This is a genomic window from Pontixanthobacter luteolus, assembly GCF_009828095.1.
GTDB lineage: Bacteria > Pseudomonadota > Alphaproteobacteria > Sphingomonadales > Sphingomonadaceae > Pontixanthobacter > Pontixanthobacter luteolus.
In genome coordinates this window covers 123,575-147,544 of sequence record NZ_WTYP01000002.1, presented here as the reverse complement: position 1 = coordinate 147,544, position 23,970 = coordinate 123,575, and the positions used below count along the sequence as shown (strand labels likewise).

The following is a 23,970-nucleotide window of genomic DNA, read 5'->3' as shown; positions in this document are numbered from 1 at the left end:
CAATAGGTTGGGCGTGTGCGGCACATCGGTAACCCGGTGTTAAGTTTCTCCATTGGCAATTGTTCAAAGGCGCATCCTCCAAAGAGGCAGGCATGCGTAGCCTAGTCGCCATTCTTATCGCCCTTGCAGCCCTGCTTGCGCCGTCCGCGCAGGCCCAGGTGCTGTCGGTCGAAGAATGGGTAGAGGAATGGGATGAAACGCGGCAGGAATGGGTCCGGATCGAAGACGGCGCGGCCCGCCTTGCCAATCTGGCACCGGCTACGGCCCACGGCAGCCTTGCCTTCCCAGCTCCGCAGGCGGTCATATCCGATGGATACGGCCCCTTCCGTGTCACTGGTGAAAACAGCGCTGAACTGGTCGGCCTGACTGACCGGGCATCGCCGAGGCATTTCGAACGCCTGCTGCGCGACCATCCGGGCATCACCGTGCTGAAATTCGTCGAGGCGCCGGGCACAGACGATGACCGGGCGAATCTGGCGCTGGGCCGGATGATTCGCGAAGCCGGCATCACCACTCACGTGCCAAAAGGCGGCTCGGTGCGTTCCGGCGCGGTCGAATTGTTCCTTGCCGGCGCAACGCGCAAGATTGACGAGGGCGCGGAATTTGCGGTGCATTCATGGATCGACATCCACGGCAAGCAGCCGCATGATTACGCGATCGATGCCCGCGAAAACCGCATCTACCTGGATTACTACCGTGAAATGGGCATGGCGCCTCATCAGGCCCGCGCGTTTTACGACATGACCAATTCAGTCGGTTTCGACGGTGCAAAATGGCTGACGGCGCGGGACATGCGCGGCTGGCTGGGTCAGGATAATACCGGCACCGGTGCCGATGGCGACATGAACGGTGACATTGTCATCCCCAAGCCGCGAATTGAACTGCCAGAACAAATTGCATATCTTGACTCGGACGCGATGCTACCTTAAGCGCGCGCTCCATACAGGCGGTCGCCTCTGACGGGCGGCCCTTTTTATTTCTCACTCGAGGTTATCATGAAGCGTACTTTCCAGCCTAGCAATCTCGTGCGCGCTCGCCGTCACGGTTTCTTTGCCCGCAAGAAGACTGTCGGTGGCCGCAAGGTCCTTCGCGCTCGTCGTGCACGCGGTCGCAAGAAGCTCAGCGCCTGAGCCAAGCACCTGAAAAGCCGCCTAAGCCGGCGGTAATAGGGCAGCGTAAGGATTTTCTCGCTGCCAATCACGGGCTGCGCGTTGCGCGGCCCGCTTTCGTTTTGCTGGCCCGCGCCAATGGCGGGCTGGGCAAGCGCTATGGCATCACGGTGACCAAACGAATCGGCAATGCCGTGGTGCGCAACCGCGTAAAGCGCCGGTTTCGTGAATTGCTGTGGGATGCCTTGCCTGAAGCCGGCTTGCCCGATCACGATCATGTGTTGATCGCCCGCGATGGCGCTGTCGGGCGCGATTTTGCCAAGATGGGTGATGAATTGTCAGCCGCCTTGCAGCGGGCACGCGAGGGGAAGGGTGATCCGCCCCGGCGCAAGGGCTCTCACCGCCCGAGGAAAGGCAACCGCAAATAGGCGTATACAGGTTTTGCAGCTGTGTTTTGGCAGCAAGGGGTGTATTACCCTAGCAATTCACCAACACATCCCTATTTTGATAATCGTGAAAACTCTCCTGATCTGGATTGCCCGCCTGTGGCAGCTTGGCCCGTCGCGAATTTTACCGCCGACGTGCCGCTATATGCCGTCCTGCAGCGAGTATTCGATACAGGCGCTGCGCAAATATGGCGCAATCAAGGGTGGATGGTTGGCGCTTAAGCGTATATTGCGCTGCCACCCGTGGGGGGGACATGGTCATGACCCGGTTCCCTGAACACCGAAATTCACGTCACGCCTTTGCGACCAGACAGACATAAAGATACGGAATTAGACCTTGGATAATCAGAGAAACCTCCTGCTTGCCGTGGTTCTGTGCGGCCTACTGCTGGTCGGCTGGGAAGCTGCAGTAAATTACCTTTACCCGCAGCCAGCGGTCGAGGCGCAGGCCGAACAAGTGGCAGCGGCCGGGATTGACGAGGGGGCCGCACCGACCGTGCGCCGCACCCGTGAAGGTGGGCTGACCGATGCCGGCGATATCGCCGAGGAGGCACGCGACCTCGAAACCGAGCTTGTCTCGGCCGAGCGCGTGAAGATCGCTGCGCCCGAAGTGACCGGATCAATCAATCCGGTCGGCGCGCGGATCGACGACATCACTCTGACCACCCACCGCCAGATGGTGGACAAGGATAGCGGCCCGGTCCGCATCTTCTCGCCCGCCAAGACCCCGGCACAGCATTTCGCGCAGTTCGGCTGGATCGGCGAAGGCGTGAGCCTGCCGGGCGCGGATACAGTGTGGCAGGCATCAGGCGGCCCGCTGGCACCGGACACCCCGGTCACGCTGCGGTATGACAATGGCGAAGGCCAGTTGTTCACGATCAAATTGTCGATCGACAACCATTACATGATCACTGCGGAACAGACCGTTGCCAACACGGCGGATGGCCCGATCGTCGTTCGTCCCTACAGCTTCATCAACCGCACCAGCAAAACCGCCAGCGCATCGACCTGGAATGTCCATTCCGGTCCGATCGGCAATTTCGGCGATGCCGTGCAGTTCGGCCCCGATTACGAAGACCTGGCAGAAGACGCTTCGGAAGGTGAAACCGAAGGCCGGGCACATTGGCTCGGCTTTACCGATATCTACTGGCTGTCCGCGCTTATCCCGCAAGAAGGAAGCGATGCGGAAACCGATTTCCGTTCGCTGGGCGGCGAATTGTTCCGTGCCGACCTGATCTATCAGCCCATAACCGTCGGTGCGGGCAAGCAAGTTACCCGTTCCACCCAGCTGTTTGCCGGTGCGAAAGAAACCGCGATCCTCGACCAGTACGAAAGCGCCGGAGTCGACAAGTTCGGCAAGGCGATCGACTGGGGTTATTTTGAAATCATCGCCTGGCCGATCTGGTGGCTGCTGACCCATCTGTTCGCCATCGTCGGCAATTTCGGTGTTGCGATCATCGGTCTGACCATCCTGATCCGGCTGCTGCTGTTCCCGATTGCACAAAAGCAATTCGCCAGCATGGCCGCGATGAAGGCGATCCAGCCGAAAATGAAAGCGATTCAGGAACGCTACAAGGACGACAAGCAGAAGCAGCAGCAGGAAATCATGGCGCTCTACAAGAAAGAGAACGTCAATCCGCTGGCCGGCTGTCTGCCGATCCTGATCCAGATCCCGATTTTCTTCGCGCTGTACAAAACGTTGATCCTGGCGATCGAAATGCGTCACCAACCTTTCGCCCTGTGGCTGAAGGATCTGTCCGCGCCCGATCCGGCGACCATCCTGAACCTGTTCGGTTATCTGCCGTTCGACGTTCCGAGCTTCCTAGCAATCGGCCCGCTCGCAATCCTGCTGGGTGTGACCATGTGGCTCACCTTCAAGATGAACCCGACCGCGATGGACCCGATCCAGCAACAGATTTTCAACATCATGCCGTGGATGCTGATGTTCGTGATGGCGCCATTTGCCGCCGGCCTGCTGCTGTACTGGGTAACCAACAACGTGCTGACGCTGGCACAGCAAACCTATCTTTATTCCAAGCATCCGCAGCTCCGCGCTGCGGCGGAAAAGGACAAGGCTGACAAGGCAGCGGCATCCGCACGGGACGCGAAGAGCAAGTCATGAGCCGCGCACTGAGCCCCGAGGAACTGGAAGCACAGGAAGCCGAGCACCGGGCGGATCTGGCGAGGCGTGCGTCCAAACTGTTTTCGGGCCGGGTCGATTTTCTGCTGTCGGCACCGCAGCTGAAATTTCTGCCCGAACCGACCGTGCCGGAAATCGCCTTTTGCGGGCGTTCCAATGTCGGCAAAAGCTCGCTGCTCAATGCGATCACCGGGCGCAAGGCGATTGCCCGCGCATCGGTGACCCCGGGGCGCACGCAGGAACTGAATATCTTCGAAGTGGGCGACCCCACGCTGTTCCGCCTGGTCGACATGCCCGGATACGGCTTTGCGAAAGCACCGGTGAAGGTCGTCGAAAAATGGAAGTCGCTGGTAAAAACCTATCTGCGCGGGCGGCAGGTTCTGAACCGCACGCTGATGCTGGTCGATAGCCGCCACGGGCTGAAAGATGTCGACCGCGAGATGATGAAAATGCTCGACGAGACGGCGGTCAGCTACCGTATCGTCCTGACCAAGGCGGACAAGATCAAGGCCAGCGCGCTAGATGCTGTGGCGGCCAAAACCGCGGAAGAAATGGCGAAGCATCCGGCAGCTTTCCCCGAATTGCATATTACCAGCGCCGAAAAAGGCATGGGCATCGAAGAATTGCGCGCCGCCGTGCTCGGCGATGCCGGGGTCTGATATCGTGGCGTGATAAGGGCGTCTGATAAGCGCGCCGCAGATCGCAGCAAATGCGGCCTGTCACCGGCGGTAGAAAATTCTACTTCTCAAACAGCATCGCGTCGTCCGCGAATGCTTTCATTTCCAGCGCATTGCCTGATGGATCGCGGAAGAACATCGTGGCCTGTTCGCCCGGCTTGCCCTTGAAGCGGATCGTTGGTTCGATTTCGAATTGGGTGTTCGCCGCGCGCAGTTTCTCCGCCAGATCCTCCCATTGATCCATCGTCAGCACCACGCCGAAATGCGGCACTGGCACCCCGTGGCCGTCGACCGGGTTTGCGCCCGCATCGCCCCCGCGGCCAGCGACCAGATGCGTCACGATCTGGTGGCCGTAAAAGTCGAAATCGATCCACTGGGCCGATGACCGGCCTTCACCGCATCCCAGAACGCCCCCGTAGAACTCGCGCGCAGCGGCGAGGTCATTGACGGGAAAGGCGAGATGGAACGGGCGCAGGGGCGTGGATTTCGGCGTGGACATGGGCATGGGCGCACCTTAGCGGGCGCGGCGACCGCTCCAAGCATTTTCCTACTCCCCGGCCATCCACCATAGCGCGGGGCATGACCCCAGAAGAAGCACGGCAGTTGGTAGACGCCCAGATCAGGGCATTGCGATGCGGCGTTCAGCCGAAAATCTTCACTTTGGACCGTGTTCCATGTGTTCCATCTGTTCAGTCTCGACACCGAAAGGATGAACGCCTAGGGCCGGGCAGCCATAGTGCGCTCGGTGGGAATAAGGTGGAAACGATGAAGCTGATCATCGGCAACAAGAATTACTCGAGCTGGTCGCTGCGCGGCTGGCTGGCAGCGAAGCAATCCGGCCTCCATTTCGAGGAAATCCTCGTCAATATCGGCGGCGAGGAATGGGCTTCTGCCAAAAAGGACAACGGCGAAATCATGCCCGCAGGCAAGGTTCCGATCCTGTGGGACGAGGAAACCGTCGTGTGGGACAGCCTCGCAATTCTCGAATATCTCGGTGACAAGGTCGGGCGTGACCGGTTCTGGCCCAAAGGCGACAGCGCGCGCGGCATGGCGCGGGCGATGGTTGCCGAAATGCACAGTTCCTATCTGGCGCTGCGCCGCGAATGTCCGATGAATATGCGCAAGCGTTTCGACGGCGTCGAGATCACCGATGAATGCAAACACGACATCGTGCGGATCCTGCAATTGTGGGCAGAGGCGCGTGCACGTTTCGGGCAGGGCGGCCCGTATCTGTTCGGAACTTTCGGCGCGGCGGACATCTTTTACGCTCCGGTGGTCAGCCGTTTCCTGACTTACGGAATTGGCGTTCCCGGTTTCGCCGAAGCATATATGCAGGCGATGTGGGAACATGAATGGATGCAGCAATGGCTGACCGGTGCAGAGGACGAGCAGTGGGTCCTGGAACAATACGAAGTGTCGCAATCAGCATGATTGGTGCTCGAATGGGCGCGGGAACGGGCGCAGGAATTGCCAGGCGGTTGATGAGCGTGTTGGCGGCTGCCTTGCTGCTGGCCGGCTCTGCCATGCCGAATGCTGCCTATGCCTGGGGCGGATACGGACACCGCACAACCGGGCAGATTGCGCTCGCCAATGTGAAGCCTTCAACGCGCGCTGCAATCGCGCGGCTGCTGCGTTACGAGAAAGAACTGGGCACGCCGGAATGCGCGCTGAAAACGCTGGAAGACGCCGCAGTATGGGCGGACTGTGTGCGCCGCACGCGCTGGCGCTGGGGTTACACGGCCGCGTGGCATTACCGGACGACACCGATTTGCGAAGACTACCAGCCATGGCGCAATTGCAGCGGCGGCAGCTGTGTAACCGCGCAGATCGAACGCAATCAGCGCATGCTTGCCGATGAAGGTCTGCCCGGTCCGATCCGGCTGGAGGCGCTGGCCTTCATGGTCCATTTCGTCGGCGATATTCACCAGCCGCTGCATTCAGGTGACAAGGATGACCGGGGCGGAAATGACCGGGTAACCGATTACGGTATCGTGCCCGGTCTCAACCTGCACCGCATCTGGGACAGTGCGCTGGCGGAACGGGCGATTACGTCCACCAACGGTCCGATGGTGCGCGAATACACTGCCGCAGAACGCGCCGAATATGGTGGCGGCACCCCGGCAGACTGGGGCCGCGAAAGCTGGGAAACCGCGCGCGACTTCGTTTATCCAACCGCTTTCGATGTACCGCCTTGCGATGGTGATCTGCCAGACGAAACCGCGCTGAGCCAGGATGATATCGTGCGCGCCGTTCCGGTGGCGCAGCGGCGTATCCGGCAGGCGGGGTTGCGCATGGCAGCCATGCTGGACGAGGCATTTGCACCGGGGCCGTTACCCATGCCCGAGGGTGAACGATGAGTACCGTTACAGAACTCGCTGAAAAGCTTATTGCCGCGCCCAGCGTCACCCCGGCCACCGGGCTGGTGTTCGACGTGATGGAGGCGATGCTGGAGCCGCTCGGCTTTGAAGTGCACCGCTTCGTAAGGGGTGAAGAGCCCGACGGGCCGGTCGAGAACCTGTTTGCCATACGGCGCGGGCCTGAAGGATCGAAGCATTTCGCCTTTGCCGGGCATCTCGATGTGGTGCCGCCGGGTGAAGGGTGGACCTCTGCCCCGTTCGCTCCCGAACACCGCGGCGATCTGCTTTACGGCCGCGGCGCAGTGGATATGAAGGGTTCGATCGCGGCGATGGTCGCGGCGATGGCCGATGTGCCGGAGGATGCCGGAACGGTCAGCTTCATCATCACCGGTGATGAAGAGGGGCCGGCGGTTTACGGCACCCGCGCGCTGATCGATTTCATGATCGAGCGCGGCGACACGCCCGATTTGTGTCTTGTGGGCGAGCCGACCTCGGTCAACCGGCTGGGCGACATGATGAAAATCGGGCGGCGCGGTTCGGTCAATATCTGGCTGGAAGTGAACGGCACGCAGGGGCACGTTGCCTATCCGCATCTGGCCGATAATCCGCTGCCTAAATTGGTCGCGATCATGGCCGAACTGGATGCGCTGGTGCTGGATGAAGGGACCGACTGGTTTCAGCCGTCCAATCTCGAGATTACCGACATGGAAGTCGGCAACCCTGCGCATAATGTGATCCCGGCGAAGGCCACTGCGCGCATTTCGATCCGGTTCAATGACACCCATTCGGGCGAGTCGTTGTCGCGGCACATTATGGAGATTGCGGAGAAGCATGGCGGAGTTGCGCGTCCGATCATCTCCGGCGAGCCTTTCCTGACCCCGCCGGGCGAATTTTCGCAGATCATCGCCGACGCGGTGAAGGCTGAAACCGGCGTCGATCCCGAACCGTCAACCACCGGCGGCACGTCGGACGCACGGTTTTTGCGTAGCGTGTGCCCGGTGATTGAATTCGGGCTCTGTAACGCCACGATGCACAAGCGTGACGAGGCGGTGGCCGTGGCCGATCTGGAAACGCTGGCGCGGATTTACGCACGGGTGACCCGGGCCGCGCTTAGCGCTTAGGCTTCTCAATAACCTTCTTGCGGTAACTGCACAGGTCGGCGACCGGGCAGCGCCAGCATTCGGGCGTACGGGCCTTGCAGATATAGCGGCCATGAAGGATCAGCCAGTGATGCGCGTGCAGGCGGAACGGCTGCGGCACGCGCTTTTCCAGCTTGGCCTCTACTTGTTCGGGGGTCTTGCCTTTGGCAAGGCCGGTCCGGTTGCCGACGCGCAGGATATGCGTGTCGACAGCGAAGGTTTCCTGTTTGAACCAGCAATTGAGCACAACGTTGGCAGTCTTGCGGCCCACCCCGGGGAGGCGCACGAGATCCTCTCGCGTGTCCGGGACTTCACCGCCATATTCGTCGACCAACAACTTGCTGAGCAGGATCACATTCTTGGCCTTGGAATTGAACAGGCCGATCGTTTTGATGTGTTCCTTCAGTCCTTCTTCGCCCAGCTCGAGCATTTGCTGCGGCGTCTTCACTTTCGCAAACAACGCGCGGGTGGCCTTGTTCACGCCCACATCGGTGGCCTGCGCGCTGAGTGCGACGGCAACGACGAGCTGATAGGCATTGCCATATTCAAGCTCTGTCTCAGGCTCGGGATTGTCCTCCGCCAGACGGCGGAAAAATTCGAAAATCTGATCCTTGGTCATTGTGTGCCGGTTATAGTCCCAGAACGTCGGTCATGGTGTATCGGCCCGCGCGTCGGCCGATCAGCCAAGCGCCTGCCTTCACCGCGCCGCGAGCGAAGATCATCCGGTTTTCCGCGTTGTGGGTCAGCGTGATCCGTTCCTCGCTACCGGCGAAGATGACGCTGTGATCCCCGGCCACCGTCCCGCCGCGAAGTGCGGCAAACCCGATCGCGCCTTCGGCGCGTTTGCCCGTATGCCCGTCGCGGCCGCGTTCGGAGTTTGCGGACAGGTCAATGCTGCGGCCCTTGGCGGCTGCCTCACCCAGCAGGAGCGCCGTGCCCGATGGTGCATCGACCTTCATCCGGTGGTGCATTTCGACAATCTCGATATCCCAGTCGGGGCCGAGCTTGCTTGCCGCCTGTTCGACCAGATGGGCGAGCAAGGTCACGCCGAGCGACGTGTTGCCTGTCTGGAGCACTGCGATATCGCTGGCCGCATCGCCGATCAGTGCGTGGTGCGTGTCTTCCAGCCCGGTGGTGCCGATGACGATCGGGATGCCCGCCTCACGCGCTGCGGCAAGGTTTGCCTCCAGCGCGCCGGGCGCTGAAAAATCGACCAGCAGATCGGCCTTGGATGAAAGCTCGCGCGGGTCGTCGCCCTGATCCGCGCCGCCGGCGTATTCATGGCCTGCATCAGCAATCGCATCTTGCAGCGCCTGCCCCATGCGCCCCTGGCTGCCGATGATCCCGATTCTAGTCATTGCTTCTCCACTTCGCATCGTCTTCATGGGGGACATGGACAATGTTCGCAATATTGTGATCCTGACCGGCGCGGGAATTAGCGCGGAAAGCGGGATCGACACTTTCCGATCCGATGGCGGCCTGTGGGAACAGCACCGGATAGAGGATGTCGCGACGCCCGAAGGGTTCGCCCGCGATCCCGATCTGGTGCTGCGATTCTACGATATGCGCCGCGAAGCAGTGCTGACCAAGCAACCGAATCCTGCTCACGATGCACTCGCACGGCTCGACCGTGAATGGAGCGCGCGGCCCAATCACAATCTGCTGATCGTAACGCAGAATGTCGATGATCTGCACGAGCGTGCCGGAGCCGCCCACGTCCATCACATGCATGGGGAATTGCGCAGCGCGCTGTGCACCGCTTGCATGAAGCGGTCGCCTTGGGACGCCCCGATGAGCGACCGTCCTGCATGCCCGCAATGCGGGGTGAATGCTCTGAGACCCGACGTCGTGTGGTTCGGTGAAATGCCGTACCATATGGACCGCATTTACGGCTTCCTGAGACGTGCGGACCTGTTCGTGTCGATCGGCACGTCAGGCGCCGTCTATCCCGCAGCCGGCTTTGTCCGCGATGCACGCGAGCTGGGCGCGCAGACGCTGGAGCTTAATCTGGAACGCAGCGAAGGCTCTGCCTGGTTCGGGGAAAGCCGGCTTGGGCCAGCGAGTAAACTGGTGCCGCAATGGGTGGATGAGGTGCTGAGAGTTTCCTGACCTGTTCAGCCCGGATCGCCTTCGTAATAGGCGAAGTCAAAGCCATTTTCGAAAGCGCTATGCGTTATTGAAAGCACCGGCTGTGCGGAGGCCCGATCACCATATTTCGGGGCGTTGAGATGGCGCACGCTTTGACTGCCGACGATGCAATCGATCAATGCGCGGCTTTCCGGGGTGTCGCCGGTGATATAGCGCCCGCCCATATCGAACCCGAAAATTGGCTTCCACGCATCAGCCCGGACGCGGTGCTTCTTCTCGCATAGTTCCAGGCGATATCTTTGGAATTTTTCATAGAAATATGGGCCGACGGACTGGATCAAAATTAGCAGGAACAGTCCCACCACCGCCAACGCGGCCCCTCCGGCGATGATCCTCGGGGCCTTGTCAGCTTGGTAGGTCACCGTGTGCCGCATCCCCGGCATTCGGGGTCTTTTGCGATATTGAGCGTCCGCATGGCTGGCTTCAGCCCGTCCATCATGTGCAGCTTTCCCCACTGCGCACCGCCAAACGCTGCCTTGCCGTCCAGCAGGATGCGAACGGCCTGGATCGCCGCGAGGCTGCCTGCCCAACCGGCCATGGCGCCAAGCATCCCGTCATCTGCGCAGGTGTCGCAATCATCGGCGTCGAATGCATCGCCGACATAGCAGCGGTAACAGGCATGGTCCGCAAGATGCCCGGCAAATGCCGCAACCTGTCCCTGAAAGCGGCCAACCGCCGCGCTCAGCAGCGGTACGCCAAGCTCTACGCAGCTGTCCGAGACCGCAAGCCGCGTGGCAAAAGTGTCGGTCCCGTCGATTACCAGATCGGTCTGTGCCAGCAGCGCGGGCGCGTTGCTGCGGCCTATCCGGTCGTCGCGGACATCCACCACGATCTCGCTGTCGAAATTGGCCAGCCAGCGGCGCGCGGCCACGGCTTTCGCATGGCCAATGTCGCGCTGGGTATAGATCGTCTGGCGCTGAAGGTTGGACAGCTCGACATCGCCATCATCAATCAGGCGGATATGCCCGATTCCGGCGCCGGCCAAATATTGCAGAACCGGGCTGCCGATCCCGCCGAGGCCCACCAGTGTGATATGCGCGGAAGCGAGCGCAACCTGACCTACACCGCCGATCTCGGGGATGATGATCTGGCGCGCAAAACGGTCCAGCTGCTCTGTGGATAGGGCCATGGAAAGCCTGTTGGCACGATGTGCAAAAGCTGTCGACAGCCCTGTGCATAGGGCTGTCGATTAGCTGTTGGCAGTAAGTGGAAGCGTGGTGGCTAACTCAGCTTTCGAGCTGGCGCAGCAGGCTGCGCACGTCGCCGTCCATGTCGGCATCACGCTGGCGCAAATCTTCGATCAGGCGGACTGCGTGAATGACGGTGGAGTGATCGCGGCCGCCGAACTTGCGCCCGATTTCGGGATAGCTGCGCGGTGTGAGCACCTTGGAAAGATACATCGCCACCTGGCGCGGGCGAACTACGGCGCGGGCACGGCGTTTGCTGCTCATTTCGCTGCGGTCGATCCGGTAGAACTGGCACACCGTGCGCTGGATTTCGTCGATGGTGATCCGGCGGCGGTTGGCCGACAGGATATCGGTCAGCTGTTCTTCGGCCAGCTGCAACGAAACGGTCTGCCCGGTCAACTGGGCATAGGCGATCAGCTTGTTCAGGCCGCCAACCAGTTCGCGCACGTTGCGGGTAATGGTGCGGGCGAGAAATTCGATCACGTCCGCCGGAACTTCTAGCGGGGCGAACTTCGTCAGTTTCGATTCGAGGATCTTGCGGCGCAGCTCGATATCGGCAGGCGCGATGTCTGCCACGAGGCCCATCGACAGGCGGCTGAGCAGGCGCGGTTCGACGCCGTCCAACGCTTGCGGCGCGCGGTCGGCGGCAAACACCAGTCGCTTGCCTTCGGCCAGAAGCGCATCGATCGTGTAGAGCAGCTCTTCCTGTGCGCTGGCCTTGCCGATGATGAACTGGATGTCATCGACCAGCAGCAGGTCGAAGCTGCGCAGACGCGCCTTGAATTCGATCATCTGGTTCTGCTTCAGCGCCTGGACGAATTCGACCATGAAGCGTTCGGCAGAGCAGTAGAAGATACGCGCACGCGGATGCGCCGCGAGATAGGAATGGCCGATCGCGTGCAGCAGGTGCGTCTTGCCCTGACCGGTTGCGGCCTTGAGGTAGAGCGGGCTGAACTGCGGGGTTTCCGTCGCGGCCATACGCTGGGCGGCGTTGCAGCCGAGAATGTTGGTTTCACCAGTAACGAAAGCGGCGAAGGTCAGCGACGGGTCGAGGCCGACAGAAGATGTGAAACCCTGCTCGCCCAGCTGGCCGGCCGAAATCGTAATCATCGAACTGTCGGATGCATCATTCGCGGCGCGGCGGCCCGAACCGAAGCCGTCGCCGTGCAGGCTGATGTCGGGCAGCTTGCGGCGTCCGGGATGAACCTGGATACGCACGTTGCGAATGTCGTTCTTGGCAATCTTCCAAGCCAGCGAAAGCCGGTCTGCAAAACGGTCCTGCACCCAATTGGCAGAAAACTCGGTTGGCAGATACAGGTCGAGCGTGCCGGTGTCCTTGCAGAAGCCGCCAACCTGGATCGGCTTGATCCACTGGCTGTGCAACTGGTGGCCCAGATCTTTTCGCAGGCCCTGGCTGATGTCAGCCCAATCCGCTGCCAGGTTTACCGCTTCCAGATCTTCCATGCCGTCCTTGCCCATTTTCTTTTTTGTCGCGCCGGAGTGGCTGTCGTTCGTTGCCATTACTGTCGTCTCATTCCTCAAACCCGGCGCGGTGGCCGGGGGGTCCCAGAAATAACGATGGCAAAGCTTTGCCCCTACCCGGAATCGATGATTCCAGGGTTCCCCCCATCGTACCAATTTGTAAGGGTTCAGACCGTCCAGCTCCGAACCGGCTATGACTTATGAACAGCTGGGTGCTTGAAGCAAGAGGGGATACCGTAAAAAATCTGAAATAATTGTATTGACTCGCCTGTACCCCGCAGAGTTACGTTTAACAGGCTGTTTAGATTGAATTTTATCGGTTTTTGCACCGCGAATCGCGGGACTTCCTAGCTTTCTTTTCACCAACTCGTCTGTCGCCGCACTGCAACAAAAAAGGCCGGCGCTTTTCGCACCGGCCTTTGACTGTTTCAGACCGGGTTCGAGACCCGGTTTATGCTCGAATCAGAGTGCAGCGACTCGTTTCGAGAGACGCGACATTTTACGTGCCGCTGTGTTCTTGTGCATGACGCCGCGGGCAACACCGCGTGCGAGTTCAGGCTGTGCAGCCTGAAGAGCTTCTGCAGCATCTTTCTTGTCGCCGCCAGCGATGGCGGTTTCGACTTTTTTCACGAAACCGCGGATGCGGCTCATGCGCGCGCCATTGATTTCGGCGCGGCGGGCGTTGCGACGGATGCGTTTGCGTGCTTGCGGCGTATTGGCCATGTCTGTCCTTTATCGGGCCGCCGTATCAGCGGCCGGAATTCTTCAATTGGTTCGTTCGGAAACGGCAGTTACCCGCCGGAAAGCGCGCCCTTTAGCCAGAGCAGGGCGAATCGTCAATATCTTTAGCTCACTTCTGGCATCTTGGGCAGAACCAGGTGCTGCGCCCGCCTTGCTCAATCCGGCGTATAACCCCACCGTCGACCCTGTCGCAAGGGTCGCCTTCGCGGCCGTACACGGCGAAGCGGGTGGCAAAATAGCCCAGTTCCCCATCGGGCTGGGCATAATCGCGCAGCGTAGAGCCGCCGTCCTTGATCGATTGTTCGAGCACTGCCTTAATCTCCGGCACCAGACGCGCCAGCGCAGGACGCGAGACTTTGCCCCCTGCCTTGCGCGGATGGATTCGCGCCCGGTGCAGTGCCTCGCACACATAAATATTGCCCAGCCCCGCCACGATCCTCTGGTCCAGCAGCAAGAGCTTGATCGCCTGCTTGCGGCCGCTGAACGCCTGATGGAGGTGTTCAGCCGTCAGGTCGGGGCCGAGTGGTTCCGGGCCGAGCGCTGCGATTGACGGCCAGTTTCCCACTGCATCTGTCGCGACAAGATCGACCCATCCAAAGCGCCGCGGATCGCACAGGGCGAAACTGTGGTCCGCCGTTTCGATCACCAGGTGGTCATGTTTGTCGGGAGTTTCGGGATCGATTCGCCAGCGCCCGCTCATGCCGAGATGAAATATCAGGGTGTTGGCCCGGTCGGTATGGATCAGCCCGTATTTAGCCCGCCTGCCCATGCCGGTGACGACCGCCCCGGTCATCATCTGCACCAGATCGGCGGGAAACGGGCGGCGCATATCGGGGCGGTTCACCGCGACCCGCTCTATCCGCTGCCCATCGAGGAACCGAGCAAGCCCGCGAACCGTTGTTTCGACTTCTGGTAATTCTGGCATGCGAAGGCTCTTAACACCCTTTGCCCCCACCGCAATTCATCCTAAGGCGCCTCGCATGAGTGAAACTGTCTCTTTCGGATATAAAGACGTCGATGCCTCGGAAAAGACCGAGCTGGTCGGCGAAGTCTTCTCCAGCGTTGCTGCCAAGTATGACATCATGAACGATGCCATGTCGGGCGGTATGCACCGATTGTGGAAGGATCGTTTTGTCCGCCGGGTAAAGCCGCAGCCGGGTGAAGCGATTCTGGATATGGCCGGCGGTACCGGTGACATCGCGTTCCGCATGGCAGAGCGCGGCGCGTCGGTGACGGTTTCCGATATCAATCAGGATATGCTCGATGTCGGTATCGAACGCGCGATGGACCGCGGGATCGACGGCTTGGTCTGGTCGCGGCAAAATGCCGAGGAACTGACATTCTCGTCCCGCATATTCGATGCCTACACCATCGCATTCGGTATCCGGAACGTTACCCACATCGACAAGGCACTGAAGGAAGCGCACCGTGTGCTGAAACATGGGGGGCGGTTCTACTGCCTCGAATTCTCGACCACGACATGGCCGGGCTTCAAAGAGGCCTATGACCTTTATTCGCACAAACTGATGCCGAAAATTGGCGGCATGATTGCGCAGGACGAGGAAAGCTATCGCTATCTCGCCGAATCGATTCGCCGTTTCCCGCCCATGCCGAAGTTTGAACAGATGATCCGCGATGCCGGTTTCTCGCGGACCCGGGTAGAGCCGATCCTTGGCGGAGCCGTGGCGATCCATTCGGGCTGGAAGATCTGACAAAGTGACCCGGCCTAGCACGCATATCTGGCGGCTCCTGAAATGGGGCCGGACCCTGGCGCGGCATGGCGCCTTGCGCGGAATCGAGAGCGACCCGAACACGCCCACGCCGGTCAAACGGTTGGCGCGGATTGCCCGTATCGGAACGATCCAGCCCAAGACCCCCGACTATGCGAGCGCTTTTCGCGACATCGGACCGGCAGCGATCAAGCTGGGCCAGTCGCTGGCCACCCGGCCCGATCTGGTGGGCAGCGAAGCCGCGCACAATCTGCTGTCGTTGCAGGATGATCTGCCGCCGGTGCCGTTCGCAGAAATAAAGCAGGTTATCGAAAGCAGTTTCGGCCAGCCTGCCGAAACGCTGTTCAGTTCGATCGAGGAAACCCCGATCGGTGCGGCATCGATTGCGCAGGTTCACCGGGCAGTGACCACCGATGGCAAGACCGTCGCGGTGAAAGTTCTGCGTCCGGGCATCCGCGAGAAATTCGAACGCGACCTGCAGACCTATCACTGGGCGGCGGCCCATTTGGAGGCAATGGGCGGGGAGGCAGAGCGTCTGCGCCCGCGCCTGACCATTGCGAATTTCGAACGCTGGACCAACCGCGAGCTCGATCTGCGGCGCGAGGCGGCCTCTGCCAGTGAACTGGCGGAAACCATGCGCGCGATCGACGGGTATGAAATCCCGGATATCGACTGGGACCGTACCAATGGCCGGGTGATGACCATCGAATGGGTCGAAGGCATCAAGATCAGCCGGCGTGATGATCTGGTGGCGGCCGGGCACGACTTGCCCGAATTGGCCAACCGGCTGGTGCTGGCGTTTCTGACGCAGGCGATCAGCGGCGGGTTCTTCCACGCTGATATGCATCAGGGCAATCTGTTCGTGAAAGCAGATGGCACCATCGTCGCGATCGATTTCGGCATCATGGGGCGGATTAACCGTCAGGCGCGAACTTGGCTGGCAGAGATCCTGTATGGTCTGACCACCGGCAATTACCGCCGTGTGGCCGAAATCCATTTCGAGGCGCAATATGTGCCCAGCTATCACGATGTCGGAGAGTTCGCGACCGCACTGCGCGCCGTGGGCGAACCCATGCGCGGCAAACCGGTCAGCGAATTGAGCGTCGGGCAGATGCTGGACGGTCTGTTCGCCATCACCCGCGATTTCGACATGCAGACCCAGCCGCATTTGCTGTTGCTGCAGAAAACCATGGTGATGGTCGAAGGGATCGCGACGCAGCTCAATCCCGAAATCAACATGTGGGATACGTCGGCACCTTATGTGCGCAACTGGATCCGTGACGAGCTAGGCCCGGAAGCAGCGATTGCAGACCGGATCAAGGAAGACACAGAAACGCTGCTGCGCATCCCCGCGCTCATCAGGCGGATAGAGGACCAATACCCGCCAAAAGGCGGCGCGCCCGAACCGCCGCCATTGCCGAACGTACCGCTGATGTTCGACCGCAAGCCGCGCAGCACGACGCGGCGCATGTTCGGCTATGCGCTGTCGGCACTTGTCGGCGCAGGCGCCGCTGCGGGCGCGATGATGCTCGGCTGGATCGGCTGACCCGCCCGGCCCATGCCAGGCAGGCCATGACTGCTGCAGCTTAGGCTCAGGTCGTCTCGTCGCCGTCTGTGACAGGATGCGGCAGGATACGGCTGCCGAGCAGTGACAGGATCACGAACACGGCCTCAACGATCATCGGCAGGAAAAACCCGTCATCCGCCCCGTTCACGAGCAGCGTGATGAACCGGCCAAGCAACGCGCAGCCCAGCATGAAGGCGGGGATCAGCAGGATGTCGCCATTCCGCCGCCACGCGCCGATCAGCATGGACAATCCCGTGATCAGGAAAAAGGCCGTCATGTCGCCCCGGATGGCGGCAAGCCCGGTCTTGGTTGTCGCTGCCATGCCAAAACCGGCCGCCGCATCTTCCGGACGGATCAGGAAATCAGCCCCTGTCACCACGAAAAACAGGCCGCCTACGAACAGCAGGGCCGTCAAAATCAAGCGCATATCAAATCCCCTCTCGGCATTATTTTATGGCGTGGTTTATAGGCCGGTAACGATGATCGGCCAGATAAAACTTAACCACTGTCACGCAGGGCTAGCGGGCCTTGCAGTCGCTCGCTAGGCTGCGGCGATGGTTAACGATGGGAAATTGGTGATGCGCGCGCTTGTGGCTTGTGTACGTGTTTGCGCGGATACGGCAGTTGAGAGCATGTTGAAATGAATGCACCGCGCACACCAAAGGTGCTGCTTGTGGTGGGCGGCGGTATCGCTGCCTACAAGTCTTGCGAACTGGTCCGTCTGATCCGCAAGGGCGGCGGCGAGGTTACCTGTGTGGTGACCAATGGCGGCCAGCAATTCGTGACCCCGATGGCGCTCGCCGCGCTCAGTGAAAACCCGGTATACACCACCCTGTGGGATCTGAAGAACGAAGCGGAAATGGGCCACATACAGCTCAGCCGCGAAGCCGATCTGGTGGTGGTCTGCCCGGCAACGGCAGACCTGATGGCCAAGATGGCAGCAGGCATCGCTGACGATCTGGCGACTACGCTGATCCTCGCCACCGACAAACCGGTGATGGCGGTCCCGGCGATGAACGTGCGCATGTGGCAGCACGAGGCGACCCAGCGTAACGCCGCCTGGCTCAGGCAAGCCGGGGTGCATGTGGTCGACCCCGATGAAGGTGCGATGGCCTGCGGCGAATTCGGCCCGGGCCGCCTGCCCGAACCGGAGATGATCTGGCTGGAGATTGCCGAACTTCTTGGCATCGATCCCGGTGATGTCGGCGCGGCAGAAATCGACGAGTATGTCGAGGCAATCGAGCCTGAGGAAGAACCGCCGGAACCGCGGGGCGGACTGGGCGGATTGCTTTCATCGCTGATTCCGCGCTCCACGCCAAAGCGCTCGGTCGAGGAAATCGAAGCGCAGTGGAGCGACGAGATTCCCGAAGATGCACCCGAAGGTGCAGAAGAATTCGGTGATGATCAATTCGAGGAAGAGGCGATCGAATTCGATCCGAATTCCTCGCTGCTCGCTGCAAAGGGCGGGGCGGCATCTGCACCCCCGACCGATCCGGAAGCGATGAACCACACGGTCAAGACCGGTGCGGGCGAGGCAGAACCTCAACCGCTGGATGGCGATGAGCACGCTATCACTGTGAGTGATGACGATCATGATCCGCTGGACGGGCAGCCTGATTTCGACACCGATCCGGAGCACCGCCCGCTGTATGGCAAGCACGTGTTGATTACTGCCGGGCCAACGCGCGAGGCGATTGATCCCGTCCGCTACATCGCCAACAGATCATCGGGCAAACAGGGCTTCGCCATTGCCGCCGCCGCCGCCAATGCCGGCGCGCGTGTGACGCTGATTGCAGGGCCGGTTTATCTCGACACGCCGCCAGGGGTCGATCGCATCGATGTCGAATCCGCGCGCGAAATGGCAGATGAGGTGAAAAAGGCACTGCCGGTCGATACGGCGATCATGGTCGCTGCAGTCTCCGACTGGCGCAGCAAGGATTTCTCCGACGAGAAGATCAAGAAACGCGGTTCCGCACCGCCTGCGCTGATGTTGACGGAAAATCCGGATATCCTGGCCAACACCGCGGCAGGCGGAAAACGCCCGCGCTTGCTGATCGGCTTTGCTGCGGAAACGCAGGACGTGGTTGAAAATGCCAAGATCAAGCTGAAGCGCAAGGGTGTTGACTGGATCGTCGCGAACGACGTTTCGGGCGACGTGATGGGCGGCGACAATAATCGTGTGCACATCGTCACCAGCAGCGGTGTCGACAATCTTGAAAACATGCCAAAGGATGCTGTGGCGCGCAGGCTGATCGAGCGCGTGGCGGAAGCTTTGGAGAGCGAGGATAATGAGTGACCCTGTCGGCGTAAAACTGAAGCGCCTGCCGCACGGAGAGGGGCTCGCACTGCCCGCTTACGCTACCGAAGGGGCTGCCGGAATGGATGTGCTGTCGGCTGAAGATGTGGTTCTGGAACCGGGTACGCGGCACGCGGTCGCAACCGGCCTGTCGATGGCGATCCCGCAAGGATATGAAATTCAGGTGCGACCGCGATCCGGCCTCGCATTCAAATTCGGCGTTACCGTGCCGAACACCCCCGGCACGATCGATTCCGACTACCGCGGCGAACTCAAGGTGTTGATGATCAATCACGGCAGCGACCCGTTACCGATCAAGCGCGGCGAGCGGGTGGCCCAATTGGTGCTGGCCCCTGTCACACAGGCCGCCTGGCTCGAGGTGGACGATCTGGACGAAACAGCGCGCGGCAGCGGCGGTTTCGGCTCTACCGGACGATGAGGCGGCGTTCCTGATGCTGGCCGGGATCGGCGTGGGCGGGGCACTGATCGGGGCAGTGGCCCTGATCGCATGGATCGTCATCCTAGTCTGGTTGGCAGAGCGCATCCTTCGCTATATCGGCATCCGCACAAGTTGGGGGCCGCTAGACCCGCGCAATGTCCTGATAACTTTCGCTCTGCTTACCGGCGTCATTCATCTGGCAAACTACCTGCTCGACCAGATCGACAGTTCGATGGGCGGCACTGATGGCGGTGTTCCGCTGACTTTCCCCGGCGCGTTTCTGATCGGGTCGGTGGCAATGGCGGTGGGTGTGGCTGCCGTCAGGTGGCGCTGGAAACAGAACGACCGGAAATAGCGTCTGCGCGGCGCACGCTCGAAAAAGGCGGACCGTTTCCGGCCCGCCTTCGATTCCCGTCCAAGGGATGATTCTAGTCGATCTTGCGGACCTTGGTTTCTTCCGGCTGGATCGAAATTCGCAGTGTCTCACCCGAATTTCCGGGGAAATCGGTGAACATCGCCTCTACCAGATTGGGCACCAGATATTGCAGGCGGTTCGACGTCGAGACAGCTTGCGCCTTGCCTTCGAACAGCCGCTCTCCGGTTGCGCCGTTGTCGATCTTCATGTCGATGCCGCTGGTGTAAATGGTATAGCTGCGAACATCGTCCTGGCCGAACCACGGATCGTAGAATCCGTAACCCCACGCACGCGAGGGGACATGGACCAAGCGATAGCCGCGCCGGGTGCGGACATATGCCACCCGCGAACGCGGACCATACCAAGGGTCATAGAACGGGTCGCGGAAACCGGTCGAGCGTACCCGTTCCCGGCCCTTGTCGACACCGTAATCGAAACGAACCAGCAAGGTCGCATCTTCGGGAGTACCTTCGACGTAACCCAGCTTGGCCATCTCTGTTTCGACCAGATCGGCATATTGCGAAAATTCGAGCCCGCCTGCCAGAGCCGGATCGTCCGCGACCACGGCAAAGGTCTGGCCCTGCGGCGCGGGAAGCTGGCTCTGGAAGCGTGAAACGTCCGCCTTGAACGGCGTGGTGCACGCGGCAACGCTCGCCAGGGCGAGCGGCACGGCGGCAAGTTTTACCGCCCGTTTGAATGTGAAATTCTTGATAGACATGGAACTACCTTCTGAAATCGCATGAAGACAGCGCGGCGTCCCCCATGGCGCATCGAAAGCTGTCACTATGGGGCCTGATTGTAAAGCGGCCGACTGAACCGACCTTGAACGGAATCAGGGCCAATTTTCTTTGATTTTAAAGGGTTATCCCCTGACCAGCCCCAGCGCCTGATATGTCTTGTCGATTGTCGGGCGGCCTATTTCGCGCGCCTTCGCAGCGCCGCGTGCAAGGATGGCATCAAGCGATTCGCGATCCGATTTGAGATCACGGAAGCGTTCGGAAATCGGCGCCAGCGTTTCGACCAGCACTTCGCCCAATGCAGGCTTGAACTTGCCAAAGCCTTCACCGCCGAAACGGCCCAGCACCTGATCGACGCTTTCACCGGTCACGGCGGCATAGATGGTGACAAGGTTCTGCGCCTCGGGGCGTCCTTCCAATCCCTTTTCCTCCGACGGCAATGCATCGGCATCCGACTTTGCCTTCTTGACCTTTTTAATGATCGTGTCGGCATCATCGACCAGATTGATCCGGCTCATTTCCGAAGGGTCCGACTTGCTCATCTTTGCGCTGCCATCGCGCAGGCTCATGATCCGCGCGGCCTCCGGCGGAACGATCGGGTCGGGCAGAGTGAACACCGGTGCATCTTCGGTGCAGAAATCATTGTTGAATTTCTGCGCGATGTCCCGCGCCAGTTCGAGATGCTGTTTCTGGTCATCGCCGACCGGGACGTGGGTGGCCTGATACAGCAGCACGTCGGCGGCCTGAAGCACCGGATAAGTGAACAGGGCGACACTGGAACCTTCGCGGTTCTTGCCTGACTTGTCCTTGAACTGGGTCATCCGGTTGAGCCAGCCCATCCGTGCGGTGCCGTTGAGCAGCCATTGCAGTTCGGTATGTGCCGGGACCTGAGCCTGATTGAACAACACAGACCGCGACGGATCAATCCCGCATGCCACCAGTGCGGCGACCATTTCCAGCGTTCCGGATCTCAGCTCTGCCGGATCATGCGGCATGGAGATCGCGTGCAGATCGGCCAGAAAGAACAGACATTCGCTGCCTTCTTCCATTTCGTCCTGCATCTTCACCCAGTTCCGGATTGCCCCGAGATAATTGCCAAGGTGAAGATTGCCTGTCGGCTGGATGCCGGAAACTACGCGCATGAATAATCCTGTTGGTTTGCAGATGCCTTGCTCAGGCTTTGCGCCGCATAAGCCGGGCAATGGTGTCGCGGTCAAGGACTCGAAGGACAATTGCCGCGATTGCGAAAGTGATCAGCCCGGTCAGAACAACCGCAGCGATGGCCCCTCCGCGCTGGGCGATGGTGCCGCTGAAATAGGGATCGAGCGGCGGCATCAGGGCCCACAGCGCTGCCCCCATGATTGCCGCGGCGACCATGATCCGCGCGAGCCGCCCGGAAATCCGTGCGGGCAGGCGGAAGTATCCTTTGCGGTGCAGGATCAGATACAGCAGCGCGACATTGCACCACGCACCGACCGACCCGGCAATCGCCAGCGCCAGCACGCCGAGCGTAGGCACCAGCATGATGTTGAGCGCCACCGTGACCACCAGCGATGCGGCGGCTGTATAGACCGGGGTCCGTGTGTCCTTGCGGGCGAAGAAGTTGGGGGTCAGCACCTTGATCAGCACATAGGCAGGCAGACCGATCACCAGCCCGCCGACCACTGTGCCGGTTATCATCGCGTCTTCCACGGTGAACTCACCGCCGGCAAAGAACACTCGGGTGAATGCGCTGCCGGTCACGAACAGGGCAACGGCCGCCGGCAAGGTCAGCAGCATGGCCAATTCGATCGCGTTCGACTGCAGGCGTGCGGCCTCGTCATTTTCATCACGTGATAGAAAGCGCGAGAGGGCAGGCAGAATTGCCGTGCCCAGCGCAATCCCGATGATTCCCAGCGGCAACTGGTTCCACCGGTCGCCCATCGCGAGATAGGTGTAGCTGCCCACCGGCAGCGTGGAGAGGAAAAACAGGTCGATGAAGCGGCTGATCTGGTACACGCCCGCGCCAAACACTGCGGGCACAACCAGTATGCCCAGCTCCTTGACCCCGCCGGTGATTTTCGGCGCGACCAGCGAAATGCGGAAACCCGCCTTGCGCATCCACACGCTCAGCCAGACGAGTTGCAGTAAACCCGACAGCGATAGCGCGACTGCCATCAGGGTCGCAGTTTCACGGCGCGCCTCAAGCCCGCCGTCCAGCGTCGCGCCGTATGCCAGCGCGGTGATCAGGCAGATATTCAGCAGGATCGGCGCCGCAGCAGCCGCAGCAAAGCGGGACAGCGAATTGAGCACTGCAGCCACCAGCGTGGCGAGGCTCATGAACAACAGATAGGGGAAGGTGATGCGCGCCATCGTGGTGGCAATTGCGAGGCTGTCCCCATCTTCCGCTAGACCCTCGGGCGCGAAATAGGCGACCACCCATGGCATCACGATCAGCGCGATGGCGCCGAACACGATGAGTATCGGCAGCAGCACTGCGAGCACGTTTTCGGCGAACCGTCGCGCTTCGCTGAGGTCGCCGTCTTCCTTCATTCGGCGGTTGAACAGCGGCACGAACGCGCTGGCAAAGGCGCCTTCGGCAAACAGCCGCCGGAAGATGTTGGGCAGCATGAAGGCCAGCTGCCAGGCATCGCCCATGGCGGTCGCGCCCAGCACGCGGGCCACCAGCATATCGCGCACGAAACCAAAGACGCGGCTGACAGCTGTCAGCCCGCCAATGGTTCCGACGTTCTTGAGCAGGCTCATGCTTCAGCGCCCGCGTCTGGCATCAGCCTCAGGCGTCCCCGGATGGTGCGGCTGCACCGCCTGCTTCTTCGGCTTCGCGCTGCGCTTTCGCCTGCAGCTGCTGGATGTAGAGGCCGTTGAAATCGATCGGGTCCATCATCAGCGGCTGGTAGCCGAGATCGCGGGTAGCGTCCGAAATCACGCGGCGTGCAAACGGGAACAGCATACGCGGTGCTTCGGCATAGAGAAACGCGTGCGCCTGGTCGTCCGGCAGGTTGCGCATGGCGACCAGCCCGCAATAGGCCAGTTCGATCAGATAGGCATTGCCCTGATCGGTCTTGGCGTTGACGTTGATCTTCAGTTCAACTTCGTGAACGTCGCCCTCGATCGGCTTCGCGCCGATATTGAACTGCAGGTCGATCTGCGGCTGGCTCTGCCACTGATAGCTGGCCGGTGCGTTCGGATTTTCGACCGAAAGGTCTTTCACATACTGTGAAATGATGCCTGCTGCGGGCGAAGTGTCTTCGCCATTGGGCACTGGGCCATTCGGCGCTGCATCCATGTTGAGGTCGGTGAGGATATCGCCTTCGTCGGCCATGATAAATCGTCTTTCGTTAGATCAATGTGTCAGTACCG

28 protein-coding genes are annotated in these 23,970 nt (G+C 60.7%); 15 read left to right on the top strand and 13 right to left on the bottom strand.

What is annotated here, in order from left to right; genetic code table 11:
• The first annotated feature begins 92 nt into the window (after positions 1-92).
• The 6 genes from GRI43_RS09215 (at position 93) to yihA (ending at position 4,354) form a co-directional block, all read left to right on the top strand.
• Positions 93-929, top strand: a complete 837-nt coding sequence (locus tag GRI43_RS09215) for an alpha/beta hydrolase (protein WP_160730844.1) — start codon at positions 93-95, stop codon at positions 927-929.
• Positions 930-995: 66 nt separating this feature from the next.
• Positions 996-1,130, top strand: a complete 135-nt coding sequence (gene rpmH, locus GRI43_RS09210) for a 50S ribosomal protein L34 (protein ID WP_067784371.1) — start codon at positions 996-998, stop codon at positions 1,128-1,130.
• 35 nt (positions 1,131-1,165) lie between these two features.
• Positions 1,166-1,537, top strand: coding sequence for a ribonuclease P protein component (rnpA, locus tag GRI43_RS09205; RefSeq protein WP_160731662.1), 372 nt, complete (start codon positions 1,166-1,168; stop codon positions 1,535-1,537).
• An 82-nt stretch (positions 1,538-1,619) separates the two neighbouring features.
• Positions 1,620-1,832: a membrane protein insertion efficiency factor YidD gene (yidD, locus tag GRI43_RS13960; RefSeq protein WP_160731661.1), complete on the top strand. Its 213-nt coding sequence runs from the start codon at positions 1,620-1,622 to the stop codon at positions 1,830-1,832.
• A gap of 60 nt (positions 1,833-1,892) precedes the next feature.
• Positions 1,893-3,677, top strand: coding sequence for a membrane protein insertase YidC (gene yidC / locus GRI43_RS09195; RefSeq protein WP_160730843.1), 1,785 nt, complete (start codon positions 1,893-1,895; stop codon positions 3,675-3,677).
• Positions 3,674-4,354, top strand: a complete 681-nt coding sequence (gene yihA / locus GRI43_RS09190) for a ribosome biogenesis GTP-binding protein YihA/YsxC (protein WP_160730842.1) — start codon at positions 3,674-3,676, stop codon at positions 4,352-4,354. Before yidC ends, yihA begins: the two co-directional genes overlap by 4 nt.
• Positions 4,355-4,433: 79 nt before the next feature.
• Here the strand turns inward: yihA and GRI43_RS09185 are convergent, their stop codons facing one another.
• Positions 4,434-4,871 (bottom strand): VOC family protein, encoded by a 438-nt coding sequence (locus tag GRI43_RS09185; RefSeq protein WP_160730841.1) that lies wholly within the window; start codon positions 4,869-4,871, stop codon positions 4,434-4,436.
• 266 nt (positions 4,872-5,137) lie between these two features.
• Here GRI43_RS09185 and GRI43_RS09180 point away from each other — a divergent pair, with 266 nt between their 5' ends.
• The 3 genes from GRI43_RS09180 to dapE are packed head-to-tail and all read left to right on the top strand — an operon-like array spanning position 5,138 to position 7,850.
• Positions 5,138-5,803 carry a glutathione S-transferase family protein gene (locus tag GRI43_RS09180; protein ID WP_160730840.1) on the top strand — a complete coding sequence of 222 codons (666 nt, stop codon included), beginning with the start codon at positions 5,138-5,140 and terminating at the stop codon, positions 5,801-5,803.
• A 50-nt stretch (positions 5,804-5,853) separates the two neighbouring features.
• On the top strand, positions 5,854-6,729 hold the full coding sequence (locus GRI43_RS09175; RefSeq protein ID WP_235903708.1) for a S1/P1 nuclease: 876 nt from the start codon (positions 5,854-5,856) through the stop codon (positions 6,727-6,729).
• Positions 6,726-7,850, top strand: a complete 1,125-nt coding sequence (gene dapE / locus GRI43_RS09170) for a succinyl-diaminopimelate desuccinylase (protein ID WP_160730839.1) — start codon at positions 6,726-6,728, stop codon at positions 7,848-7,850. The genes GRI43_RS09175 and dapE overlap by 4 nt, the downstream gene beginning before the upstream one ends.
• Here dapE and nth read toward each other — a convergent pair.
• Entirely contained in the window at positions 7,840-8,487 is a 648-nt protein-coding gene (gene nth, locus GRI43_RS09165; RefSeq protein WP_160730838.1) for an endonuclease III, read from the bottom strand. The genes dapE and nth overlap by 11 nt on opposite strands.
• 10 nt (positions 8,488-8,497) lie before the next feature.
• Positions 8,498-9,226: a 4-hydroxy-tetrahydrodipicolinate reductase gene (gene dapB, locus GRI43_RS09160; RefSeq protein ID WP_160730837.1), complete on the bottom strand. Its 729-nt coding sequence runs from the start codon at positions 9,224-9,226 to the stop codon at positions 8,498-8,500.
• Positions 9,227-9,260: 34 nt separating this feature from the next.
• Between dapB and GRI43_RS09155 the strand changes: the two genes are divergently transcribed.
• Complete coding sequence (locus GRI43_RS09155) at positions 9,261-9,977, top strand: NAD-dependent deacylase (RefSeq protein WP_160731659.1); 717 nt, start codon at positions 9,261-9,263, stop codon at positions 9,975-9,977.
• A 5-nt stretch (positions 9,978-9,982) separates the two neighbouring features.
• Here GRI43_RS09155 and GRI43_RS09150 read toward each other — a convergent pair whose 3' ends face one another.
• From GRI43_RS09150 to mutM, 5 genes are all read right to left on the bottom strand, one after another.
• On the bottom strand, positions 9,983-10,378 hold the full coding sequence (locus GRI43_RS09150) for a hypothetical protein (protein ID WP_160730836.1): 396 nt from the start codon (positions 10,376-10,378) through the stop codon (positions 9,983-9,985).
• On the bottom strand, positions 10,375-11,145 hold the full coding sequence (locus GRI43_RS09145; protein WP_160730835.1) for a HesA/MoeB/ThiF family protein: 771 nt from the start codon (positions 11,143-11,145) through the stop codon (positions 10,375-10,377). The genes GRI43_RS09150 and GRI43_RS09145 overlap by 4 nt, the downstream gene beginning before the upstream one ends.
• Positions 11,146-11,242: 97 nt before the next feature.
• Positions 11,243-12,724 carry a chromosomal replication initiator protein DnaA gene (dnaA, locus tag GRI43_RS09140; protein WP_160730834.1) on the bottom strand — a complete coding sequence of 494 codons (1,482 nt, stop codon included), beginning with the start codon at positions 12,722-12,724 and terminating at the stop codon, positions 11,243-11,245.
• A gap of 423 nt (positions 12,725-13,147) precedes the next feature.
• A complete protein-coding gene (gene rpsT / locus GRI43_RS09135) occupies positions 13,148-13,408 on the bottom strand; it encodes a 30S ribosomal protein S20 (protein WP_160730833.1) in 261 nt (86 codons plus the stop codon).
• 127 nt (positions 13,409-13,535) lie between these two features.
• Complete coding sequence (mutM, locus tag GRI43_RS09130) at positions 13,536-14,351, bottom strand: bifunctional DNA-formamidopyrimidine glycosylase/DNA-(apurinic or apyrimidinic site) lyase (protein WP_160730832.1); 816 nt, start codon at positions 14,349-14,351, stop codon at positions 13,536-13,538.
• Positions 14,352-14,406: 55 nt separating this feature from the next.
• Here mutM and GRI43_RS09125 point away from each other — a divergent pair, with 55 nt between their 5' ends.
• Entirely contained in the window at positions 14,407-15,138 is a 732-nt protein-coding gene (locus GRI43_RS09125) for a class I SAM-dependent methyltransferase (protein WP_160730831.1), read from the top strand.
• A gap of 4 nt (positions 15,139-15,142) precedes the next feature.
• A complete protein-coding gene (ubiB, locus tag GRI43_RS09120; RefSeq protein WP_160730830.1) occupies positions 15,143-16,702 on the top strand; it encodes a 2-polyprenylphenol 6-hydroxylase in 1,560 nt (519 codons plus the stop codon).
• 46 nt (positions 16,703-16,748) lie between these two features.
• On the opposite strand, the gene GRI43_RS09115 is transcribed toward ubiB, so the two are convergent.
• Positions 16,749-17,150, bottom strand: a complete 402-nt coding sequence (locus GRI43_RS09115) for a DUF4345 family protein (RefSeq protein ID WP_160730829.1) — start codon at positions 17,148-17,150, stop codon at positions 16,749-16,751.
• A gap of 213 nt (positions 17,151-17,363) precedes the next feature.
• Here GRI43_RS09115 and GRI43_RS09110 point away from each other — a divergent pair, with 213 nt between their 5' ends.
• The 3 genes from GRI43_RS09110 to GRI43_RS09100 are packed head-to-tail and all read left to right on the top strand — an operon-like array spanning position 17,364 to position 19,813.
• A complete protein-coding gene (locus GRI43_RS09110; protein WP_160730828.1) occupies positions 17,364-19,019 on the top strand; it encodes a bifunctional phosphopantothenoylcysteine decarboxylase/phosphopantothenate synthase in 1,656 nt (551 codons plus the stop codon).
• Positions 19,012-19,458: a dUTP diphosphatase gene (gene dut / locus GRI43_RS09105; protein ID WP_160730827.1), complete on the top strand. Its 447-nt coding sequence runs from the start codon at positions 19,012-19,014 to the stop codon at positions 19,456-19,458. The genes GRI43_RS09110 and dut overlap by 8 nt, the downstream gene beginning before the upstream one ends.
• Before the next feature lie 13 nt (positions 19,459-19,471).
• The gene (locus GRI43_RS09100) at positions 19,472-19,813 is read left to right on the top strand and encodes a hypothetical protein (RefSeq protein WP_160730826.1); all 342 of its coding nucleotides are present in this window, start codon (positions 19,472-19,474) and stop codon (positions 19,811-19,813) included.
• Between the two features lie 73 nt (positions 19,814-19,886).
• On the opposite strand, the gene GRI43_RS09095 is transcribed toward GRI43_RS09100, so the two are convergent.
• The 4 genes from GRI43_RS09095 to secB form a co-directional block, all read right to left on the bottom strand.
• Positions 19,887-20,591 (bottom strand): DUF4136 domain-containing protein, encoded by a 705-nt coding sequence (locus GRI43_RS09095; RefSeq protein ID WP_160730825.1) that lies wholly within the window; start codon positions 20,589-20,591, stop codon positions 19,887-19,889.
• 144 nt (positions 20,592-20,735) lie between these two features.
• Positions 20,736-21,752: a tryptophan--tRNA ligase gene (gene trpS, locus GRI43_RS09090; protein ID WP_160730824.1), complete on the bottom strand. Its 1,017-nt coding sequence runs from the start codon at positions 21,750-21,752 to the stop codon at positions 20,736-20,738.
• Positions 21,753-21,783: 31 nt separating this feature from the next.
• A complete protein-coding gene (gene murJ, locus GRI43_RS09085; RefSeq protein WP_160730823.1) occupies positions 21,784-23,355 on the bottom strand; it encodes a murein biosynthesis integral membrane protein MurJ in 1,572 nt (523 codons plus the stop codon).
• Between the two features lie 28 nt (positions 23,356-23,383).
• Positions 23,384-23,932 (bottom strand): protein-export chaperone SecB, encoded by a 549-nt coding sequence (secB, locus tag GRI43_RS09080; RefSeq protein ID WP_160730822.1) that lies wholly within the window; start codon positions 23,930-23,932, stop codon positions 23,384-23,386.
• Between the last annotated feature and the right edge of the window lie 38 nt (positions 23,933-23,970).